Here is a 16051-nt window from a genome sequence, read left to right as displayed (position 1 = left end):
GGCTCTGCGGTCGTGAACGCACCCCGCATCGCCGCGCCCGTGACCGGCGCCGCCGGCCGGTTCTTCACCGGCGTGGGCCTGCTCCTGCGCGGCCTCGGCCTCTACGTCCGCAGCCCCGGGCTGATGCTGCTCGGCGTCATCCCGGCGTTGATCTCGGGCGCGATCTTCGTGGCCGCGTTCGCCACCCTGGCGTACTTCGTCGAGGACCTGGCCGCGCTGGTGACGCCGTTTGCCGACGACTGGTCGACCACCGGGCGCAGCCTCGTCCGGGTGATCGCCGGGCTGGCATTCCTCGGCCTCGGCGGCCTGCTCGCGGTCGTCACCTTCACCGCCGTCACCCTGGTCATCGGCGACCCGTTCTACGAGAAGATCTCCGAACGCGTCGAGGAGCGCCTCGGCGGCACGCCCGGCGCGGTCGACGTGCCGTTCTGGCCGTCGCTGCGGCGCAGCATCGCCGACTCGGTGCGGCTGGTGGGCCTGTCGATCCTCTTCGGCATCCCGCTCTTCGCCGCCGGCTTCATCCCGGTGGTCGGCCAGACCGTGGTGCCGGTGATCGGGGCGGCGGTCGGCGGCTGGCTGCTCGCCGTGGAGCTGGTTGGGGCCCCCTTCTACCGGCGCGGGATGCGGCTGCCGGAGCGGCGGGCGCACCTCAAGGCGGACCGGCCGACCACGCTCGGCTTCGGCGTGGCGGTCTTCGTCTGCTTCCTGATCCCGCTCGGCGCGGTGCTGGTCATGCCGGCAGCCGTCGCCGGGGCGACCCTGCTGGCCCGCCGCTCGCTCGGCCAGTCCGTCACGGAGGGCTGACGTGGAGATCACCCTGGTCGGGGGCGACATCACGACGCAGCGGGTGGACGTGATCGTCAACGCCGCCAACTCGTCGCTGCTCGGCGGCGGGGGAGTGGACGGCGCCATCCACCGGCGGGGCGGGCCGGCCATCCTCGACGAGTGCCGGGCGCTGCGCGCCTCCCGGTACGGCCGCGGCCTGCCGACCGGCCAGGCGGTGGCCACCACCGCGGGCGACCTGCCGGCCCGCTGGGTGGTGCACACGGTCGGGCCGGTCTGGTCGGCCGCCGAGGACCGCTCGGCGCTGCTGCGCGACTGCTACACGAACAGCCTGCGGATCGCCGACGAGTTGGGCGCGGGCACCGTGGCGTTCCCGCTGATCTCGGCCGGCGTCTACGGCTGGCCGGTCGAGGACGCCGTACGGCAGGCCCTGTCGGTGCTCGGCTCGGCCACCCCGGCGCACGTCACCGAGGCCCGGCTGGTGCTCTTCGGCGCCGAGACCCTGGCGGTCGCCCAGCGGGTGCGGGCCGCCGGCTGACCCCAGCCCTCGGGGCGGGCCGCCGGCTGGCCCTGGACCTCGGTGCGGGCCGTCGGCTGAATCGCACCGTCAGGAAAGCTCGCGCAGGCAGGACCAGCTCGACCCGACCGGGCGGTAGCCGAGCCCGACGTTGACCGCCAGCATCGGCGCGTTCGCCTCGTCGTTCGAGGTGTAGGCGACGCGTACGCCGCCGGCGGCGGCGCGGTGCAGCGCCGCCGCCTTGACCAGGCGGGCCAGCCCACGCCCCCGGTGCGTCGGCAGCGTGCCGGTGTAGTCCGACCACATCCGGTCGCCGTCGCGCTGGACGAGGCTGAAGGACGCCACCTCGCCGCCGATTTCCGCCACCGTGCTGGCCGCGCGGTCCAGGCCCGGGCTGTCCCAGATCTCGGAGCGCCAGCTCTCGTAGCTGATCGCGTCGGCGGGCACGTCCTCCGGCTCGTCGGCCGCCGCGGCCACCTCGGCCAGGTAGACCCGACGCGGCTCGACGTCGGTCAGCGCAAGCAGCCGTACGCCCGGCGGCGACTCCGGCATCGGCGGGGCCGGCCGCAGGTCGAGGGCCGAGTAGCGCATCTCCCGGCTCGGCGTGAAGCCGTGCCGGCGGGCGAACGGCAGCGACTCCGGCAGCGCCCAGGTGCGGATCCGGCGCGCCCCGATGTCCCGCAGGTGCCCGAGCGCGGCGGTCAGCAACGCGGTGCCGGCGCCCCGGCCCCGGTGCTCCGGGTGGACGTGCAGGGTGGAGATCTCGCCGACGTCCGGCTCCGAGGTCCGGTCGTTGCGGTACGCCGACACCCAGCCGACCACGGCGTCGTCGACCTCGGCGACGTACGCGGTCCAGTCCTCGCCGGGCGGGGGCTGGGCGATCATCTGCCGGGTCGACTCGACGCCGCGCACCAGGTAGGGGTGCACGATCGCACGCATCGCCACCACGGCGGGCGCGTCGTCGGGGCGGGCGGTACGGATTCGCACGTCAGTTCTCCCCGCGTACGGCGGCGACGGCCTCGACCTCGACGAGCTGGTCGGCGTAGCCGAGCACGGCCACCCCGAGCAGGGTGCTGGGCGGCTCGTGGTCGCCGAACGCGTCCCGGACCACCTCCCACACGGCCACCAGGTCCTCCTGGCGGGACGACGCCACGTACACGGTGGTCTTGACGACGTCGGTGAGCCGGGCCCCAGCCGACGCGAGGGCGGTCTCCAGGTTGGCCATCACCTGCCGGGCCTGGCCGGCGGGGTCGCCGGGCGCGACGGTCCGGCCCTCGGCGTCGAGCGGGCAGGCGCCGGCGGTGAACACCAGCCGGGCGGGCGGCTCGACCGTGGCCGCGTACGCGTACTCGGCGACGTCGGAGAGGGCGGGTACGCGGATCAGCCGGGTCGGTGGGGTCACGGCGGTGACGCTACCGCCGGACCCCCGTGCGGCTCGACCGGTTATCCGCCGGCCCCTCAGGCCGACTCGCGGAGGATCAGCTCGGTGGGGAGCACCACGGACTCGATGGCCTCGCCGGCGGCCAGCCGCAGCAGCAGCCGGGTCATCTGCCGGCCCAGCTGCACGATGGGCTGCCGGACGGTGGTCAGCGGCGGCTCGGTGTACGCCGCCGTCTCGATGTCGTCGAAGCCGATCACCGCCACGTCGTCCGGCACCCGCCGCCCCGCCTCGCGCAGCGCCCGCAGGGCGGCGTGCGCCATCAGGTCGGAGGCGGCGAAGACGGCGTCCAGGTCGGGGTGCTCGGCGAGGAGCTGCCGCATGGCCGTCGCCCCGGACTCGCGGGTGAAGTCGCCGGTCGCCACCAGCTCCGGCAGGCCGGCCTCGGCGACCGTGTTCCGGTAGCCGGCGAGGCGCTCGATGCCGGCCACCATGTCCTGCGGGCCGGCGATGGTGGCGATGCGGCGGCGTCCGCTGTCGAGCAGGTGCCGCACCGCCGTGGCCACCCCGCCGACGTGGTCGACGTCGACGTAGGGCACGTCGGCGCCGTCGAGCGGCCGGCCGCTGCACACGACCGGGATGCCCAGCCGGGCGAGCCGGCCGGGCAGCGGGTCCTCGCCGTGCAGCGAGGCGAAGAGCACCCCGTCGACGTGTCGCCCGGTCGTGTAGCGCTCGACCCGGTCGTGGCCGGCGGGCGAGCCGGCCAGCATCAGCACGAGCTGCTTGTCGGCCGCCTCCAGCTCCTGCGCCGCGCCCCGGATGATCCCGGGGAAGACCTGGTCGTCGGAGAAGACCCGGGTGGCGGCCTCCGGCAGCACCAGGGCGATCGAGTCGGTCCGCTGGGTGACCAGGCTGCGGGCGGCCAGGTTCGGCACGTACCCCAGCTCGGCCACCGCCCGGCGGACCGCGTCCCGGATGGGCTCGGCGACCGTCGTGGAGCCGTTCACCACCCGGGACACGGTTGCCCGCGAGACGCCCGCCCGCCGGGCCACTGCTTCCAGCGTCGGCCGCTGCGCCGTCGTCATCCCCGTTACCACCCTCGTCACAGCCCGTTCCGGGAGATCACCTCCTGGTACCACCGGGCGCTGGACTTCGGTGTGCGTCGCTGCGTCAGGTAGTCGACGTGGATGATGCCGAACCGTCGACGGTAGCCCTCGGCCCACTCGAAGTTGTCGAGTAACGACCATACGAGATAGCCCCGGAGGTCCACGCCCCGGGAGATCGCCTCGTGCACGGCGCGCAGGTGCCCGTCGAGGTAGGCGATGCGGTCCGCGTCCATCACCTGCCCGGCACCGTCGGCGTCGGCCTTGTCGGGGAACGCCGCGCCGTTCTCGGTGACCATCAGCGGCACGCCGGGGTAGTCCGTGGCGATGCGTTCCAGCAGCCGGGTCAGCCCGGCCGGTTCGATCATCCACCCCATGTCGGTCAGCGGCCCGGTCGGCGGGAGGAACTCCACCGCGCCGTCGGTGCCCGGGTAGGCGCTGCCGCCCGCGCCGTCCGGCCGGCCGGCGACGTAGGTGGGGGCGTAGTAGTTGACGCCGAGCAGGTCGATCGGGGCGGCGATCAGCTTCTCGTCGCCGTCGCGGATGAACGTCGGCTCGACGATGCGGGCCACGTGCTCCAGCACGTCGTCGGGGTAGGCCGCGCGCAGCAGGGGGTCGAGGAAGATCCGGTTGTGCAGGCCGTCGACGAGGCGGACCGCCGCCGCGTCCGCGGCGCTGTCCGGGTCGGCCGCGCGTACGTCGGCCGGGTTGACCGTGATCCCGACGGTCTGCGCGCCGGCCGCGCGCAGCGCGCGGGCCGCCAGGCCGTGCCCGAGCAGCAGATGGTGTACGGCGGTGAAGGCCGCGCCCGCGTCCTGCTCGCCGGGGGCGTGCACCCCGTTGCCGTAGCCGAGGTAGGCCGAGCACCACGGCTCGTTGAGGGTCGTCCAGGTGCGGATCCGGTCGCCGAGCCGCGTGTGCACCGCCGTGGCGTACGTGGCGAAGTGCTCGGCGGTCTCGCGGTTGGTCCAGCCGCCCCGGTCCTGGAGGGCCTGCGGCAGGTCCCAGTGGTAGAGGGTGACGATCGGGTCGATGCCCCGGGCCAGCAGCGTGTCGGTCAGCCGGTCGTAGAAGTCCAGGCCGCGCGGGTTGACCGGGCCGGTGCCGTCCGGCTGGATCCGGGGCCAGGCCACCGAGAAGCGGTACGCCTTCAGCCCCAGCTCCGCCATCAGCGCCACGTCGTCGACGTAGCGGTGGTAGTGGTCGCAGGCGACGTCGCCGGTGTGGCCGTGGTGGACCTTTCCCGGCGTACGGCTGAAGGTGTCCCAGATCGACGGGCCGCGACCGTCGTCGGTGGCCGCCCCCTCGATCTGGTACGCGGCGGTGGCCGCCCCCCAGACGAAGTTGTCGGGGAATCGCAGAGTGCTCACGCCTTGACCGCACCTTCCATGATGCCGCCGATGATCTGGCGGCCGAACAGGACGAAGACCAGCAACAGCGGGAGGGTGGCGATGGCCGTTCCCGTGAACACCTGGGACATGTCCGTGTAGTACCCGTCGGACAGCGTGCGCAGGGCGAGCTGCACGGTGGGGTTCTCCGGGTCGTTGAGGACAGCGTACGGCCACAGGAAGTCGTTCCAGGTGGTCATGAACGTGAGCAGCCCCAGCACGGCGGCGGCCGGGCGCAGTGCCGGCAGCACGACGTTCCAGTAGATCCGTGCGGTGTTGCAGCCGTCCACCCGGGCCGCCTCGATCAGCTCGTTGCTGACCGCCTGGCCGGCGTACTGCCGCATCATGAACACCCCGAAGCCGGTGACCAGGGCCGGTACGATCACCGCCGGCAGCCGGTCGTTCCAGTTCAGCTTCGTCATCAGCAGGTAGAGCGGGATGACGCCGAGCTGGGTGGGCACCATCATCGTCGCGATGATCACCATGAGCAGCGCGTTGCGTCCCCGGAACCGCAGCTTGGCGAAGGCGAACCCGGCCAGCGTGGAGAAGAAGACCACCGAGACGGTGACCGTGACCGCCACGATCGCCGAGTTGACCAGGCCGGCGACGAAGTACGCGTCGGTGTTGTTCAGCAGCCGGGACACGTTCGCGCCGAAGTTGCCGCCGGGGGTGACCGGTGGTGGCAGCTGGCCCATCGCGTCGTTGGAGCGGCTCGCCACCACGAACATCCAGTAGATCGGGAAGATCGACAGGACCCCGGCGGCGATCAGCGCGGCGTAGGTGAGCCGGCTGGCGGCCCAGAGGCGGGTCATCGCGCTCCCTCCTTCGACTTCGCGTGATCCTTCGGGGGCTTCGCGCCGCCGAGCCGGCGCAGGAGCAGCACGTTGATCGCCGCGACGACCGCGATCAGGGCGAAGAGCAGCCACGCCACCGCCGAGCCGTAGCCGAAGTTGTAGTGGGGCGCGAAGGCGTTCTCGAACATGTACATGGTCACGGTCTGCGACTCCCGTAGCGTTCCGCCCCGGATCGGGTTGGTTCCGGAGTGGAACAGCCGGGGCTCGGTGAAGAGCTGGAGCCCGCCGATGGTGGAGATGATGACGGTGAAGATGATCGTCGGCTTGAGCAGCGGCACGGTGATCGACCAGAACTGGCGGGCCCGGCCGGCCCCGTCGATGGCGGCCGACTCGTAGAGGTCGCGCGGGATGGCCTGCATCGCGGCCAGGAAGATCAGCGCGTTGTAGCCGGTCCACCGCCAGTCGACCATGGTGGAGATGGCCACCCAGGACGCGAACCGGTTCGACTTCCACTCGATCGCGTCGATCCCGACCAGGTCGAGCAGCCAGTTGACCATGCCGAACTCGCGGCCGAAGAGCACCCCGAAGACGATCGCGACCGCTGCCGTCGACGTGATGTTCGGGATCAGCACCGCCATCCGGAACGTCGTCCGGGCCCGCAGCTGCCGGTTGAGCAGGTTGGCCAGCCAGAGCGCGGCCAGCAACTGCGGGACGGTGGAGATGACGAAGATGCCGAGGGTGTTGACGACGGCGTGCCAGAAGTCGGGGTCCTCCAGCAGCCGGCTGTAGTTCTCCAGCCCGACGAACGGGTGGTTGCTGCCGAGCAGGTCCCAGTCGTGCAGGGAGACCCAGAAGGTGTAGATCAGCGGGTACGCCCCGAACACCCCGAAGAGCACGAAGAACGGGGCGATGAACAGGTAGGGCGAGTACTTCGTGTCGAGGCGGCTGAACCGCATCGCCGGTGTGCGTCGACCGGTGCGGGGCGCCGGTGCGACCGGCGGGCGCGGGTCGAGCTGGACGGTCATGCCCGGACCACTCCTTTCCCGGGTGCGGGCGGGACCGGCGCCCCCGGCGCCCTCCCGCCCGCACTCCGGCTCGGGCTACTTGGCGGCGGCCTTCTTCGCGTTGTTGACCGCGTCCGTCCAGCCCTGGTCGGGCTTGCGCTGACCCAGTTCCACCGTCCGGACGGCGTTCTCGACCTCGGTGCGGACGGCCTGGTTCTTCGGCCCCATGTAGACGGGCTTCAGCGTCTTGGCGCCCTCGCCGAAGATCTGCCCGACGGGGGCGTCGGAGAAGTACGCGTTCTTGGCGTCGACGATCGCGGGGTCGGCCAGCGCCTGCGGCGAGGAGGGCAGCGGGCCCTTGGCCTTGAACGCCCCGATCTGGCCCTTGGCGCTGGTCAGGAACTTCGCCAGCTCGATCGCCTCGGCGCGGTGCTTGCTCTGGGTCGGCACGGCGAGCCACGAGCCGCCCCAGTTGCCGCCGTTGCCGGGCACCCGGGCGATGTCCCACTTGCCCTTGGCCTCGGCGCCGGCGTTGCCCTCGATGACGCCCGTCATCCAGGCCGGGCAGGCGATGGTGGCGAACTTGGCCTGCTTGAAGGCCGACACCCACTCCTCGGACCAGGAGCCGTACTTGCCGGAGAGGCCGGAGTCGATGATGTCCATGGTGGTGTCCCAGGCCTGCCGTACCGCCGGGTTGCTGTCCACCACCAGGTTTCCGCTGGTGTCGTAGTAGTGGTAGCCCTGCGCGTTGCCGGCCGTCTGGAGCACGATCGTGTTGAAGATGTTGGTCGCGGCGTCCAGGAACGAGGCGCCGGTGTTCTTCGCCTTGAACTGCTCACCGACCTTGACGTAGTCCTGCCAGGTCGGCCAGAGCTTCGACACGGCCTCGCGGTCGGTGGGCAGGCCGGCCTTGGCGAACAGGTCCGTGCGGTAGCACATGGCCATGCCGCCGACGTCGGTGCCCAGACCGATCAGCTTGCCGTCCTGGGTCATCCCGCCCTTCCACTTCCACTCCAGGAAGTTGCCCTGGAGCTCGGCCCCGCCGTGGTCGAGCAGGTTGACGAAGTTGTCGGGGTTGGCCTTGTACTCGACCATCAACCCCTCTTCGATGGCGACGACGTCGCCCGCGCCCTTGCCGGCGGCGAGCCACTGGGTCAGCTTCGGCGAGTAGTCGTCGAGGTTGGTGCCGGTGCCACGCTCGACGATCTTCACGTTCGGGTGGCTGGCCATGTACTCCTTGTAGAGCTCTTCATAGCCGAACTGGCTGAACACGTCCACGGTCAACGTGATCTTGCCGTCCTTGGCGGGTTCGTCGCCGGCGCAGCCGGCGGTGGCGAACAGCGCGGTGGCGGCGACGAGGGCCACCGCCGCCAGGCGGCGGCGCGGAAAGACACCCATATCGGTCGGACCCCTCTCAGGTCGTCTGAGGTGGTGAGGCAGGTGGTGGAGCAGAGCTGAGAGAGCGCTCTCACGACAGGGTGGTGGTTGGTCCGGTCCGGTGTCAAGAGAGCGCTCTCCGCTGGTTGCGGATCGAGACCGGACGCAAAGAGAGTGGCCGCCTGTGCCGGGCGGCCACTCTCGTCGTACGTGCGGTGGGAACTGCGCGGAGCCCTCGGGGCCCGGCTCCGCGCGGCGGTGGATCAGCCGACGCGGAGGCCCTCCAGCAGGGCCCGGTCGCCGGCCACGTCCAGCGTGTCGAGGCCGACCCGGCCCCAGAGCGCCAGCAGCAGGTCGCTCGCGGTGCCGCTGACCTGCGCCCGCGCGTGGTGGTCGTCGTGGTCGAAGATGGTGGCCGTGTCGAGCAGCGCCACGCCCTCGCCGCGCAGCCGCAGGAACCACTCCTGACCGGCGTCGACGGCGGAGATCTGCACCACCCCGCGCCACTGGCCGGCCGTGCGGCGCCGACCGGCCGGCAGCCAGGTGTCCAGGATCTCGCTCACCCCGTCGGCGGCGAGCTTCGCCTCGACCGGCTCGCCCGCCGCGATGGCGAGCTGGGCGTCCCACCGGTGCACCGCGGTCTCGTGCGCCATCCGGCGCGGCCAGAAGCCCGCCTTCTTCGGCTGCGGCGCCCAGTTCCACGCCGGGGCCTCCGGGTCGAGGCCGTCGAAGAGGGTCATCAGCCGGTCGTACGCCTGCTGCCAGAGCTGGAGCGGGGCGACGCCCGGCTCCAGCTCGACCGGCTCGGACCCGCCGGGCGAGGGGGTGGCCGCGCCGGTGCCCGCGAACGAGTGCACCCAGCGGTAGAGGGAGGTGAGGTGCAGGGTCAGGTCGGCGACTGTCCAGCCGGGACAGGACAGCACCGGTGTCTCCGGCGGGGCTTCCGCCACGGCGGCGGCGAACGCCGGGCCCTCCGCCCGGAGCGCTCCCAACCAGAAGTCCTTCGTTGCGTGCAGTCTGCTCATCGCCATCCTCCCGGGGGTGACCGGGCCACCAGTGGGCGCCGCGGCTACCCCTCAGCCTAGGGTGAAAGGCGTGTCAGACGTCTACGCCCAGCCGACAACCGGAACCGAACCCGCCACGACGTGCGACCTGGCGCGATACACCACCCTACGCCTGGGCGGTCCCGCCGCCCGTGTCGTCGCCGGCACCGACGCCGACGCGATCGTGCGGGCCGTGCGGGAGGCGGCCGGACGCGACGAGCAGGTCCTGCTCCTCGCCGGGGGCAGCAACGTCGTGATCGGGGACGCCGGCTTCCCCGGCACCGTCGTCCTGGTGCGCTCCCGGGGCGTGCGGGTGGTCGCCGAGGACGCCGACGCCGTCACCGTACGCGTCGAGGCCGGCGAGCCCTGGGACGAGCTGGTCGCCACCACCGTCGCCAACGGCTGGTCCGGCCTGGAGTGCCTCTCCGGCATCCCCGGCTCGACCGGCGCCACCCCCATCCAGAACGTCGGCGCGTACGGCCAGGAGGTCGCCGAGACCATCGTCGGCGTCGGAGTCCACGACCGGGTCGAGGGGACCGTCGGGCGGATCGACGCCGCCGACTGCGGGTTCGCGTACCGGTCCAGCATCTTCAAGTACAGCGACCGCTGGGTGGTGCTCTCCGTCGACTTCCGGCTCGCCCGCTCGCCGCTGTCCGGCCCCGTGCGCTACGCGGAACTGGCCCGGGCGCTCGGCGTGCAGGTGGGGGACCGGGTGCCGCTGGCCGACGCCCGGGCCACGGTCCTGCGGCTGCGCGCCGGCAAGGGCATGGTGCTCGACGCCACCGACCCGGACACCCGCTCGGTCGGCTCGTTCTTCACCAACCCGGTGCTCGACGTGGCCGCGTACGAGCTGCTGCGGGAGCGCGCCGCCGACATCGGCGAGCCGCCGTCCTGGCCTTGCCCCGGGGACATGGTCAAGGTCAGCGCCGCCTGGCTCATCGACCGGGCCGGCTTCGGCAAGGGCCATCCGGGGCCGGAGGGCGTCGCCATCTCCAGCAAGCACACCCTCGCCCTGACCAACCGCAGCGGCACCGCCAGCACGGCGTCCCTGGTCGAGCTGGCCCGGGAGATCCGCGACGGCGTCCACGACCGCTTCGGCGTGACCCTGCACCCCGAACCGATCCTCATCAACTGCACCATCTGACCCGCCGCCGGGCAGCCGTCAGGCGGGGGCGATCTCGGGCCAGGGGAGGGTGAGTTCGCCGTGGCGCCAGCGGCGGGGGCCGTCCAGGACCGGCCAGCCCGCCGCCCGTACCGCGGCGACCGCGCGCAGCCAGCGTTGGCGCGGGCCGTACGGGGCGTAGCCGGCGGCGGCGTGCCAGGCGTCGTCGAGCGCGCGGATCAGGTCGTGGATCCGCTCGCCGGGGACGTTGCGGTGGATCAGCGCCTTGGGCAGCCGCTCGGCCAGCTCCGCCGGGGTGTCGAGGGTGGTGAGCTTCGCGGCGAGGGTGAGCGTACGGGGACCGTCGGCGTCGATCAGCAGCCAGCCGCCGAGCCGCCCCAACTCGTCGCAGGTGCCCTCGACCAGCAGCCCGCCCGGGGCCAGCCCGGCGGTCATGGTGCGCCAGGCATCGGCGACCTCGCGCTCGTCGTACTGGCGCAGGACGTTGAACGCGCGGACCAGGGCGGGCCGCAGCCCGGCCAGCTCGAAGCCGCCCCGGGCGAAGGTGAGCCGGGGCGGGTCGGCGGACGGCTGGGCGGCGGCGACGCGTACCGGATCGATCTCCAGCCCGACGACCCGCACGTCGGGGCGGACCGCGGTGGCGAGCCGGGCGCGCAGTTCGACGGCGGTCACCGGGCTGGCGCCGTAGCCGAGGTCCACCACCAGCGGGTCGGCCGCCTCGCGCAGCGCCTCCCGGCAGGTCTCGACGATCCAGTTGTCCACCCGGCGGAGCCGGTTCGGGTTCGTCGTCCCCCGGGTCACCACGCCGAGCGGCCGGTGCCGCGCCGTGCCCGTCATCGTCCGCGACCGCCCGGGCCGGCTCAGCCGACCCGGTGCACCTTGTGCTGGGCGGCCTGGGCCAGCGGCCGTACGACGAGGCGGTCCACGTTGACGTGCTGCGGGCGCGTCGCGCACCAGGCGACGCAGTCGGCGACGTCCTCGGCGACCAGCGGCTCGGCGACCCCGGCGTAGACGGCCGCTGCCCGCTCGGCGTCCCCCGCGAAGCGGACCAGCCCGAACTCGTCGGTCCGGACCATGCCCGGGTCGATCTCGATCACGCGCACCGGTCGGCCGCAGAGTTCCAGCCGCAGCGTGCCGGCGATCGCCGTCTGCGCGTGCTTCGCGGCGGCGTAGCCGCCCCCGCCCTCGTACACGGTGAAGCCGGCGGTCGAGGAGACGACCACGATGGTGCCGGCCCCGGACGCCTCCAGCGCGGGCAGCAGCGCCTGGGTGACACGCAGCGTGCCGAGCACGTTGACGTCGTACATCCACTGCCAGTCGCCGACCGACCCGGACTCGACCGGATCCAGGCCGCGCGCGCCGCCCGCGTTGTTGACCAGGAGGGTGACCGGGCCCAGGGCCGTCGCCGCCCCGGCCAGGCCGGCCACCGACTCGTCGGAGGTGACGTCGCAGGCCACGGCGGTGGCCGCGCCCCCCGCGGCCTCGATTTCGGCCACCAGGGCGGCCAACCGGTCGGTACGCCGCGCGGCGGCGAGGACGTGGAACCCCTCGGCGGCGAGCCGGCGGGCGGTGGCCGCCCCGATCCCGCTGGAGGCTCCGGTGACGACGGCGACAGAGGTCATCCGGCCATTCTCCCCCGGGCCACCGCGGCGGGTGCCGGCGGCGTGGTGATGAGGTCCGTCACGCCCGGGCGCCGCCCCGGCGCATTACGGGTGCCCGATGGGGAAGATGACATCGGCCGGGGACGTTGTTCGAAGGGCGCCGGGCGTGCGGACGGCATAAACCGTGACAAAAGGAGCGGACGTGGCGGAGTTGCACACCGGTGTGGGTCGTCAGCGCGGTGCGCGCCCGTGGCCCCGCCCCCGGCGGATCGCGACGCTCTCGGTGCACACCTCACCCCTGCACCAGCCGGGCACCGGCGACGCCGGCGGCATGAACGTCTACATCCTGGAGGTCGCCCGGCGGCTGGCCGAGGCGGACGTCGAGGTGGAGATCTTCACCCGGGCCACCTCCGGCGACCTGCCCCCGGTGGTCGAGACGGCGCCCGGCGTGCACGTCCGGCACGTCACCTCGGGCCCCCTCGAAGGGCTCACCAAGGAGGAGCTGCCGGGGCAGCTCTGCGCCTTCACCGCCGGCGTGCTCCGCACCGAGGCGTCCCGGCCCCCGGGCCACTACGACCTGATCCACTCCCACTACTGGCTCTCCGGCCAGGTCGGCTGGCTGGCCAAGGAGCGCTGGGGGGTGCCGCTGGTGCACACCGCGCACACGCTGGCGAAGGTCAAGAACGCCCAGCTCGCCGCCGGGGACCGGCCCGAACCGAAGGCCCGCGTCATCGGCGAGGAGCAGGTGGTCACCGAGGCCGACCGGCTGGTCGCGAACACGGCGGTCGAGGCCCGTGACCTCATCGACCGGTACGACGCCGATCCGGCCCGCGTCGCCGTGGTCGAGCCCGGCGTGGACCTGGACCGGTTCCGCCCGGCCCCGGGGAACCGCGACCGCGCCGTCGTCGAGGCCCGCCGCCGACTCGGGCTGCCCGCCACCGGGTACGTGGTGGCCTTCGTCGGCCGCATCCAGCCCCTGAAGGCCCCGGACGTGCTCATCCGCGCGGTGGCCGCGCTGCGCGAGCGCGACCCGGTCCTCGCCGACGAGGTGACCGTGGTGATCTGCGGGGGCCCCAGCGGCAGCGGGCTGGACCGGCCGACCGCCCTGATGGAGCTGGCCGGCACGCTCGGCGTCGCCGACCGGGTGTGTTTCCTGCCCCCGCAGACCGGTGACGACCTGCCCGCCCTGTACCGGGCCGCCGACCTGGTCGCGGTGCCGTCGTACAACGAGTCCTTCGGCCTGGTCGCGCTGGAGGCACAGGCCTGCGGTACGCCGGTGGTGGCCGCCGCCGTCGGCGGCCTCGTGACCGCCGTGCGGGACCAGGTCAGCGGCGTGCTGATCGACGGCCACGACCCGGCCGACTGGGCCCGTACGCTCGGCCGCCTGCTGCCGGACCGGCCCCACCGCGCCGAGCTGGCCCGGGGCGCCGCGCGGCACGCCCGCAACTTCTCCTGGCACCGCACCGCCTCCGGGCTGCTCACCGTCTACGGCGAGGCGATCGCCGCACACCGGGCCCGGCTCGCCTCCGAGCTGGCCTGCGGCCCGGCGATGTCCTGCTCCTGGTGACCGGTCGTGCGCCTGCCTGCCGGCCTACGGTCGCGCGCCGACCCCCGTTGTCTGATGCCGACCGTCGTTGCCTGGGCCGGCCGCTCTCGTGCCGGCCGTCGTCGCCTGGTGCCCGCCGCTGTCGCGTTGGCCGTCGTCGACGGCCGTCGTCGCGTGGTATCCGCCGCTGTCCCTGGTGCCCGCCGCTGTCGCGTTGGCCGTCGTCGCCGGCCGTCGTCGCCTGGTGCCGGCTGCTGTCGTGCCGGCCGTCGTCGTCCGGTGCCGGGGCGGTGCCGGCCGTAGAGTGGATCCGATGAGCGGGAAGAGTGATCTTGCGGCCCTGATCGAGTCGGTCTGCGACGAGCGGGAGCTGGCCTGGGAGTCGACCGGCCCGGGCTCGTACGCGGTCACGCTGCCGGGCACCCACAAGCTGAAGACGGTCTGCAACCTCATCCTCGGTGAGCACGCGCTGCGCATCGAGGCTTTCGTGATGCGCCAGCCGGACGAGCGGCGCGAGGAGCTGTGGGCCTGGCTGTTGCAGCGCAACGCCCGCATGTACGGCGTGTCGTTCTCCGTCGACGCGGTCGGCGACGTCTACCTGACCGGTCGCGTCAACCCGGCCGGGATCGACGCCGACGAGCTGGACCGGCTCCTGGGCGCGGTGCTGACGTACGCCGACGAGTCCTTCGACACGATGCTGGAGATCGGCTTCGGCAGCTCGATCCGGCGGGAGTGGGAGTGGCGGGTCAAGCGGGGCGAGTCCACCGCCAACCTCGCGGCGTTCGCCCACCTCTTCGAGCCCTCCCCGGGCGCGGCCGGGCAGCCGGGCACGGCAGGGTAGGTCGGTCGCCGTCGGGCAGCCCTGTGCCGCCGGGCAGCCTGGTGCCCGCCGGGCAGCCTGGTGCCCGCCGGGCAGTCGGATGCCCGCCGGGCAGTCGGATGCCGTCGGGCCGCACCGGTGCCGCCGGGCCGACCGGGGGTGCCGCCGACGACCGCCTCGGGTCGTGCTCGCCGGGATGGTCCTGGCCGCTCGTCGACCGGCCTGGACCACGGGTGCCCCGGTCGGAGGTTCGGACCGGTCCTGACGGGTATGCCGCACCGCGCGGTGCGGCACTGGGACCCGCCGCGCGCCGAGGACCAACTGTCGAGGAGCGTGAGCGTCCCATGGCTCAGCGGAACAGCTCAGGTCGCGGCGGGACTGCGACCAGGATGAAACGGCAGCCGGGCAACCAGACCCCGAACACCCCGTCGATCTCCGAATCCGAGATCTCCGGCATGAAGGTGGACGAGATTCGGGGGCAGCTCCGCAAGCGCGGGGTCTCCGGCATCTCCGCCCTGCGCAAGCCGGAACTGGTGAAGACGCTGGCGAAGGCCCTGCGGGCGGAGCGTCCCTCGGGCGGTGCCGCGCGTCGCAGCACCGGGCCCGCCGGTCGGGCGACGGGGACGCGGGCGTCCGCCGGACGGGCCGCCGCCACGAAGAAGGCGGCGTCGGGCCGGGCGGCGAACAAGGCAGCCCCGGGCCGGGCACAGGCGGCGAACAAGGCCGCTCCGGCGAAGAAGGCGGCGGCAAAGAAGGCAGCGGCGAAGAAGACGGCCCCGGCGGCGAAGAAGGCACCCGCGGCGAAGAAGACGGCGGCTGCGAAGAAGGCACCGGCTGCGAAGAAGACGGCTGCGGCGAAGAGAACTCCGGCGGCGAAGAAGGCGGCGGCGAGGAAGACCGCTCCGCCGGCGAAGGCGGCGGCGAAGCGGGCTCCGGCCAGGAAGGCCGCCCCGGCGAAGAAGACCACGTCGGCGGCCCGGAAGTCCACGGCGGCACGTGCGTCCGCGTCGGCGTCGTCGCGGGCGGGCACGACGCGCGGCGGTACGGCGACCGGTGTCCGAACCGGGCGGAGCACCTCGCGGTCGGTGCGCTCCTCGCAGCTCATCTCGTCCACCGCCGACCGGCCGGAGCGCCCCGGCCGAAGCCTGGTGACCACCAACCACGACGTGATCCGCAACTGGGCGCGGGAGCGCGGCGCCGCACCGGCGACGATCGCGGGCACCGAGCGGGAGGGGCGGGCCGGCGTACTCACCTTCAACATGCCCGGTTACCGCGAGAGCAGCCGGGTACGTGAGATCACCTGGGACGAGTGGTTCCGGACCTTCGACGAGCGGAAGCTGAACCTGATCTACCAGGAGCAGCTCCGTGACGGCCGGCCGAGCAACTTCTTCCGTACGGAATCGCCCGATCGTGAGGACGCCTGACGTGTTTGGGGGAATGGTCGACGGGTAACCGCTGTTGGCCACCACCGAGGCCCGAAGTGACGGTACTCCCGGTGGGAACCGGAGCTGTGACCGGCGAGACAGCCCATCCAGGTTGTCTTCGTAATCCCGGGCGAACTAACTTTATTGCAC

The 16051-nt window shown here is 73.2% G+C and carries 16 protein-coding genes; 6 read left to right on the top strand and 10 right to left on the bottom strand.

Going from position 1 to position 16051, the window contains the following annotated elements; translation table 11 throughout:
• Positions 1-12: 12 nt before the first annotated feature.
• Positions 13-804 (top strand): EI24 domain-containing protein, encoded by a 792-nt coding sequence (locus tag OG989_RS03890; protein ID WP_151452990.1) that lies wholly within the window; start codon positions 13-15, stop codon positions 802-804.
• A 1-nt stretch (position 805) separates the two neighbouring features.
• Positions 806-1321 (top strand): O-acetyl-ADP-ribose deacetylase, encoded by a 516-nt coding sequence (locus OG989_RS03885; protein WP_327029678.1) that lies wholly within the window; start codon positions 806-808, stop codon positions 1319-1321.
• Positions 1322-1390: 69 nt separating this feature from the next.
• Here OG989_RS03885 and OG989_RS03880 read toward each other — a convergent pair whose 3' ends face one another.
• From OG989_RS03880 to OG989_RS03845, 8 genes are all read right to left on the bottom strand, one after another.
• The gene (locus OG989_RS03880) at positions 1391-2287 is read right to left on the bottom strand and encodes a GNAT family N-acetyltransferase (protein WP_327029677.1); all 897 of its coding nucleotides are present in this window, start codon (positions 2285-2287) and stop codon (positions 1391-1393) included.
• Between the two features lies 1 nt (position 2288).
• Positions 2289-2702 (bottom strand): RidA family protein, encoded by a 414-nt coding sequence (locus OG989_RS03875; protein WP_327029676.1) that lies wholly within the window; start codon positions 2700-2702, stop codon positions 2289-2291.
• 56 nt (positions 2703-2758) lie between these two features.
• Positions 2759-3763: a LacI family DNA-binding transcriptional regulator gene (locus OG989_RS03870; RefSeq protein ID WP_132230773.1), complete on the bottom strand. Its 1005-nt coding sequence runs from the start codon at positions 3761-3763 to the stop codon at positions 2759-2761.
• Positions 3764-3780: 17 nt separating this feature from the next.
• Complete coding sequence (locus tag OG989_RS03865) at positions 3781-5151, bottom strand: GH1 family beta-glucosidase (protein ID WP_327029675.1); 1371 nt, start codon at positions 5149-5151, stop codon at positions 3781-3783.
• Positions 5148-5981 carry a carbohydrate ABC transporter permease gene (locus tag OG989_RS03860; RefSeq protein ID WP_132230775.1) on the bottom strand — a complete coding sequence of 278 codons (834 nt, stop codon included), beginning with the start codon at positions 5979-5981 and terminating at the stop codon, positions 5148-5150. The genes OG989_RS03865 and OG989_RS03860 overlap by 4 nt, the downstream gene beginning before the upstream one ends.
• Positions 5978-6988, bottom strand: coding sequence for a carbohydrate ABC transporter permease (locus OG989_RS03855; protein WP_151452995.1), 1011 nt, complete (start codon positions 6986-6988; stop codon positions 5978-5980). The genes OG989_RS03860 and OG989_RS03855 overlap by 4 nt, the downstream gene beginning before the upstream one ends.
• Positions 6989-7063: 75 nt before the next feature.
• Positions 7064-8365: an ABC transporter substrate-binding protein gene (locus tag OG989_RS03850; RefSeq protein ID WP_327029674.1), complete on the bottom strand. Its 1302-nt coding sequence runs from the start codon at positions 8363-8365 to the stop codon at positions 7064-7066.
• Between the two features lie 242 nt (positions 8366-8607).
• Positions 8608-9369: a maleylpyruvate isomerase family mycothiol-dependent enzyme gene (locus tag OG989_RS03845; RefSeq protein WP_327029673.1), complete on the bottom strand. Its 762-nt coding sequence runs from the start codon at positions 9367-9369 to the stop codon at positions 8608-8610.
• A 70-nt stretch (positions 9370-9439) separates the two neighbouring features.
• Here OG989_RS03845 and OG989_RS03840 point away from each other — a divergent pair, with 70 nt between their 5' ends.
• The gene (locus OG989_RS03840; protein WP_327029672.1) at positions 9440-10531 is read left to right on the top strand and encodes a UDP-N-acetylmuramate dehydrogenase; all 1092 of its coding nucleotides are present in this window, start codon (positions 9440-9442) and stop codon (positions 10529-10531) included.
• Between the two features lie 18 nt (positions 10532-10549).
• Here the strand turns inward: OG989_RS03840 and OG989_RS03835 are convergent, their stop codons facing one another.
• Positions 10550-11347 (bottom strand): class I SAM-dependent methyltransferase, encoded by a 798-nt coding sequence (locus OG989_RS03835; RefSeq protein WP_327029671.1) that lies wholly within the window; start codon positions 11345-11347, stop codon positions 10550-10552.
• 23 nt (positions 11348-11370) lie between these two features.
• The gene (locus tag OG989_RS03830) at positions 11371-12132 is read right to left on the bottom strand and encodes an SDR family NAD(P)-dependent oxidoreductase (RefSeq protein WP_151453000.1); all 762 of its coding nucleotides are present in this window, start codon (positions 12130-12132) and stop codon (positions 11371-11373) included.
• Between the two features lie 181 nt (positions 12133-12313).
• Here OG989_RS03830 and mshA point away from each other — a divergent pair, with 181 nt between their 5' ends.
• The 3 genes from mshA to OG989_RS03815 all read left to right on the top strand — a co-directional run bounded on the left by mshA (position 12314) and on the right by OG989_RS03815 (position 15901).
• A complete protein-coding gene (mshA, locus tag OG989_RS03825) occupies positions 12314-13678 on the top strand; it encodes a D-inositol-3-phosphate glycosyltransferase (RefSeq protein WP_327029670.1) in 1365 nt (454 codons plus the stop codon).
• 292 nt (positions 13679-13970) lie between these two features.
• Positions 13971-14498 carry a YbjN domain-containing protein gene (locus tag OG989_RS03820; RefSeq protein ID WP_151453002.1) on the top strand — a complete coding sequence of 176 codons (528 nt, stop codon included), beginning with the start codon at positions 13971-13973 and terminating at the stop codon, positions 14496-14498.
• Positions 14499-15031: 533 nt separating this feature from the next.
• On the top strand, positions 15032-15901 hold the full coding sequence (locus OG989_RS03815) for a hypothetical protein (RefSeq protein WP_327031103.1): 870 nt from the start codon (positions 15032-15034) through the stop codon (positions 15899-15901).
• Positions 15902-16051: the final 150 nt, after the last annotated feature.

This window comes from Micromonospora sp. NBC_01740 (assembly GCF_035920365.1).
GTDB classification, from domain to species: domain Bacteria; phylum Actinomycetota; class Actinomycetes; order Mycobacteriales; family Micromonosporaceae; genus Micromonospora; species Micromonospora reichwaldensis.
The sequence above is the reverse complement of the archived record's forward strand: the minus strand, read 5'-3'. Positions and strand labels throughout refer to the sequence as shown.

Bases quoted from the DNA above. Each gene is read 5' to 3' on its own strand.
- OG989_RS03870 (WP_132230773.1), bottom strand. From the start codon at position 3,763: ATGACGACGGCGCAGCGGCCGACGCTGGAAGCAGTGGCCCGGCGGGCG.
- OG989_RS03860 (WP_132230775.1), bottom strand. From the start codon at position 5,981: ATGACCCGCCTCTGGGCCGCCAGCCGGCTCACCTACGCCGCGCTGATC.
- OG989_RS03855 (WP_151452995.1), bottom strand. From the start codon at position 6,988: ATGACCGTCCAGCTCGACCCGCGCCCGCCGGTCGCACCGGCGCCCCGC.
- OG989_RS03850 (WP_327029674.1), bottom strand. From the start codon at position 8,365: ATGGGTGTCTTTCCGCGCCGCCGCCTGGCGGCGGTGGCCCTCGTCGCC.
- OG989_RS03845 (WP_327029673.1), bottom strand. From the start codon at position 9,369: ATGAGCAGACTGCACGCAACGAAGGACTTCTGGTTGGGAGCGCTCCGG.
- OG989_RS03835 (WP_327029671.1), bottom strand. From the start codon at position 11,347: ATGACGGGCACGGCGCGGCACCGGCCGCTCGGCGTGGTGACCCGGGGG.
- OG989_RS03830 (WP_151453000.1), bottom strand. From the start codon at position 12,132: ATGACCTCTGTCGCCGTCGTCACCGGAGCCTCCAGCGGGATCGGGGCG.
- OG989_RS03820 (WP_151453002.1), top strand. From the start codon at position 13,971: ATGAGCGGGAAGAGTGATCTTGCGGCCCTGATCGAGTCGGTCTGCGAC.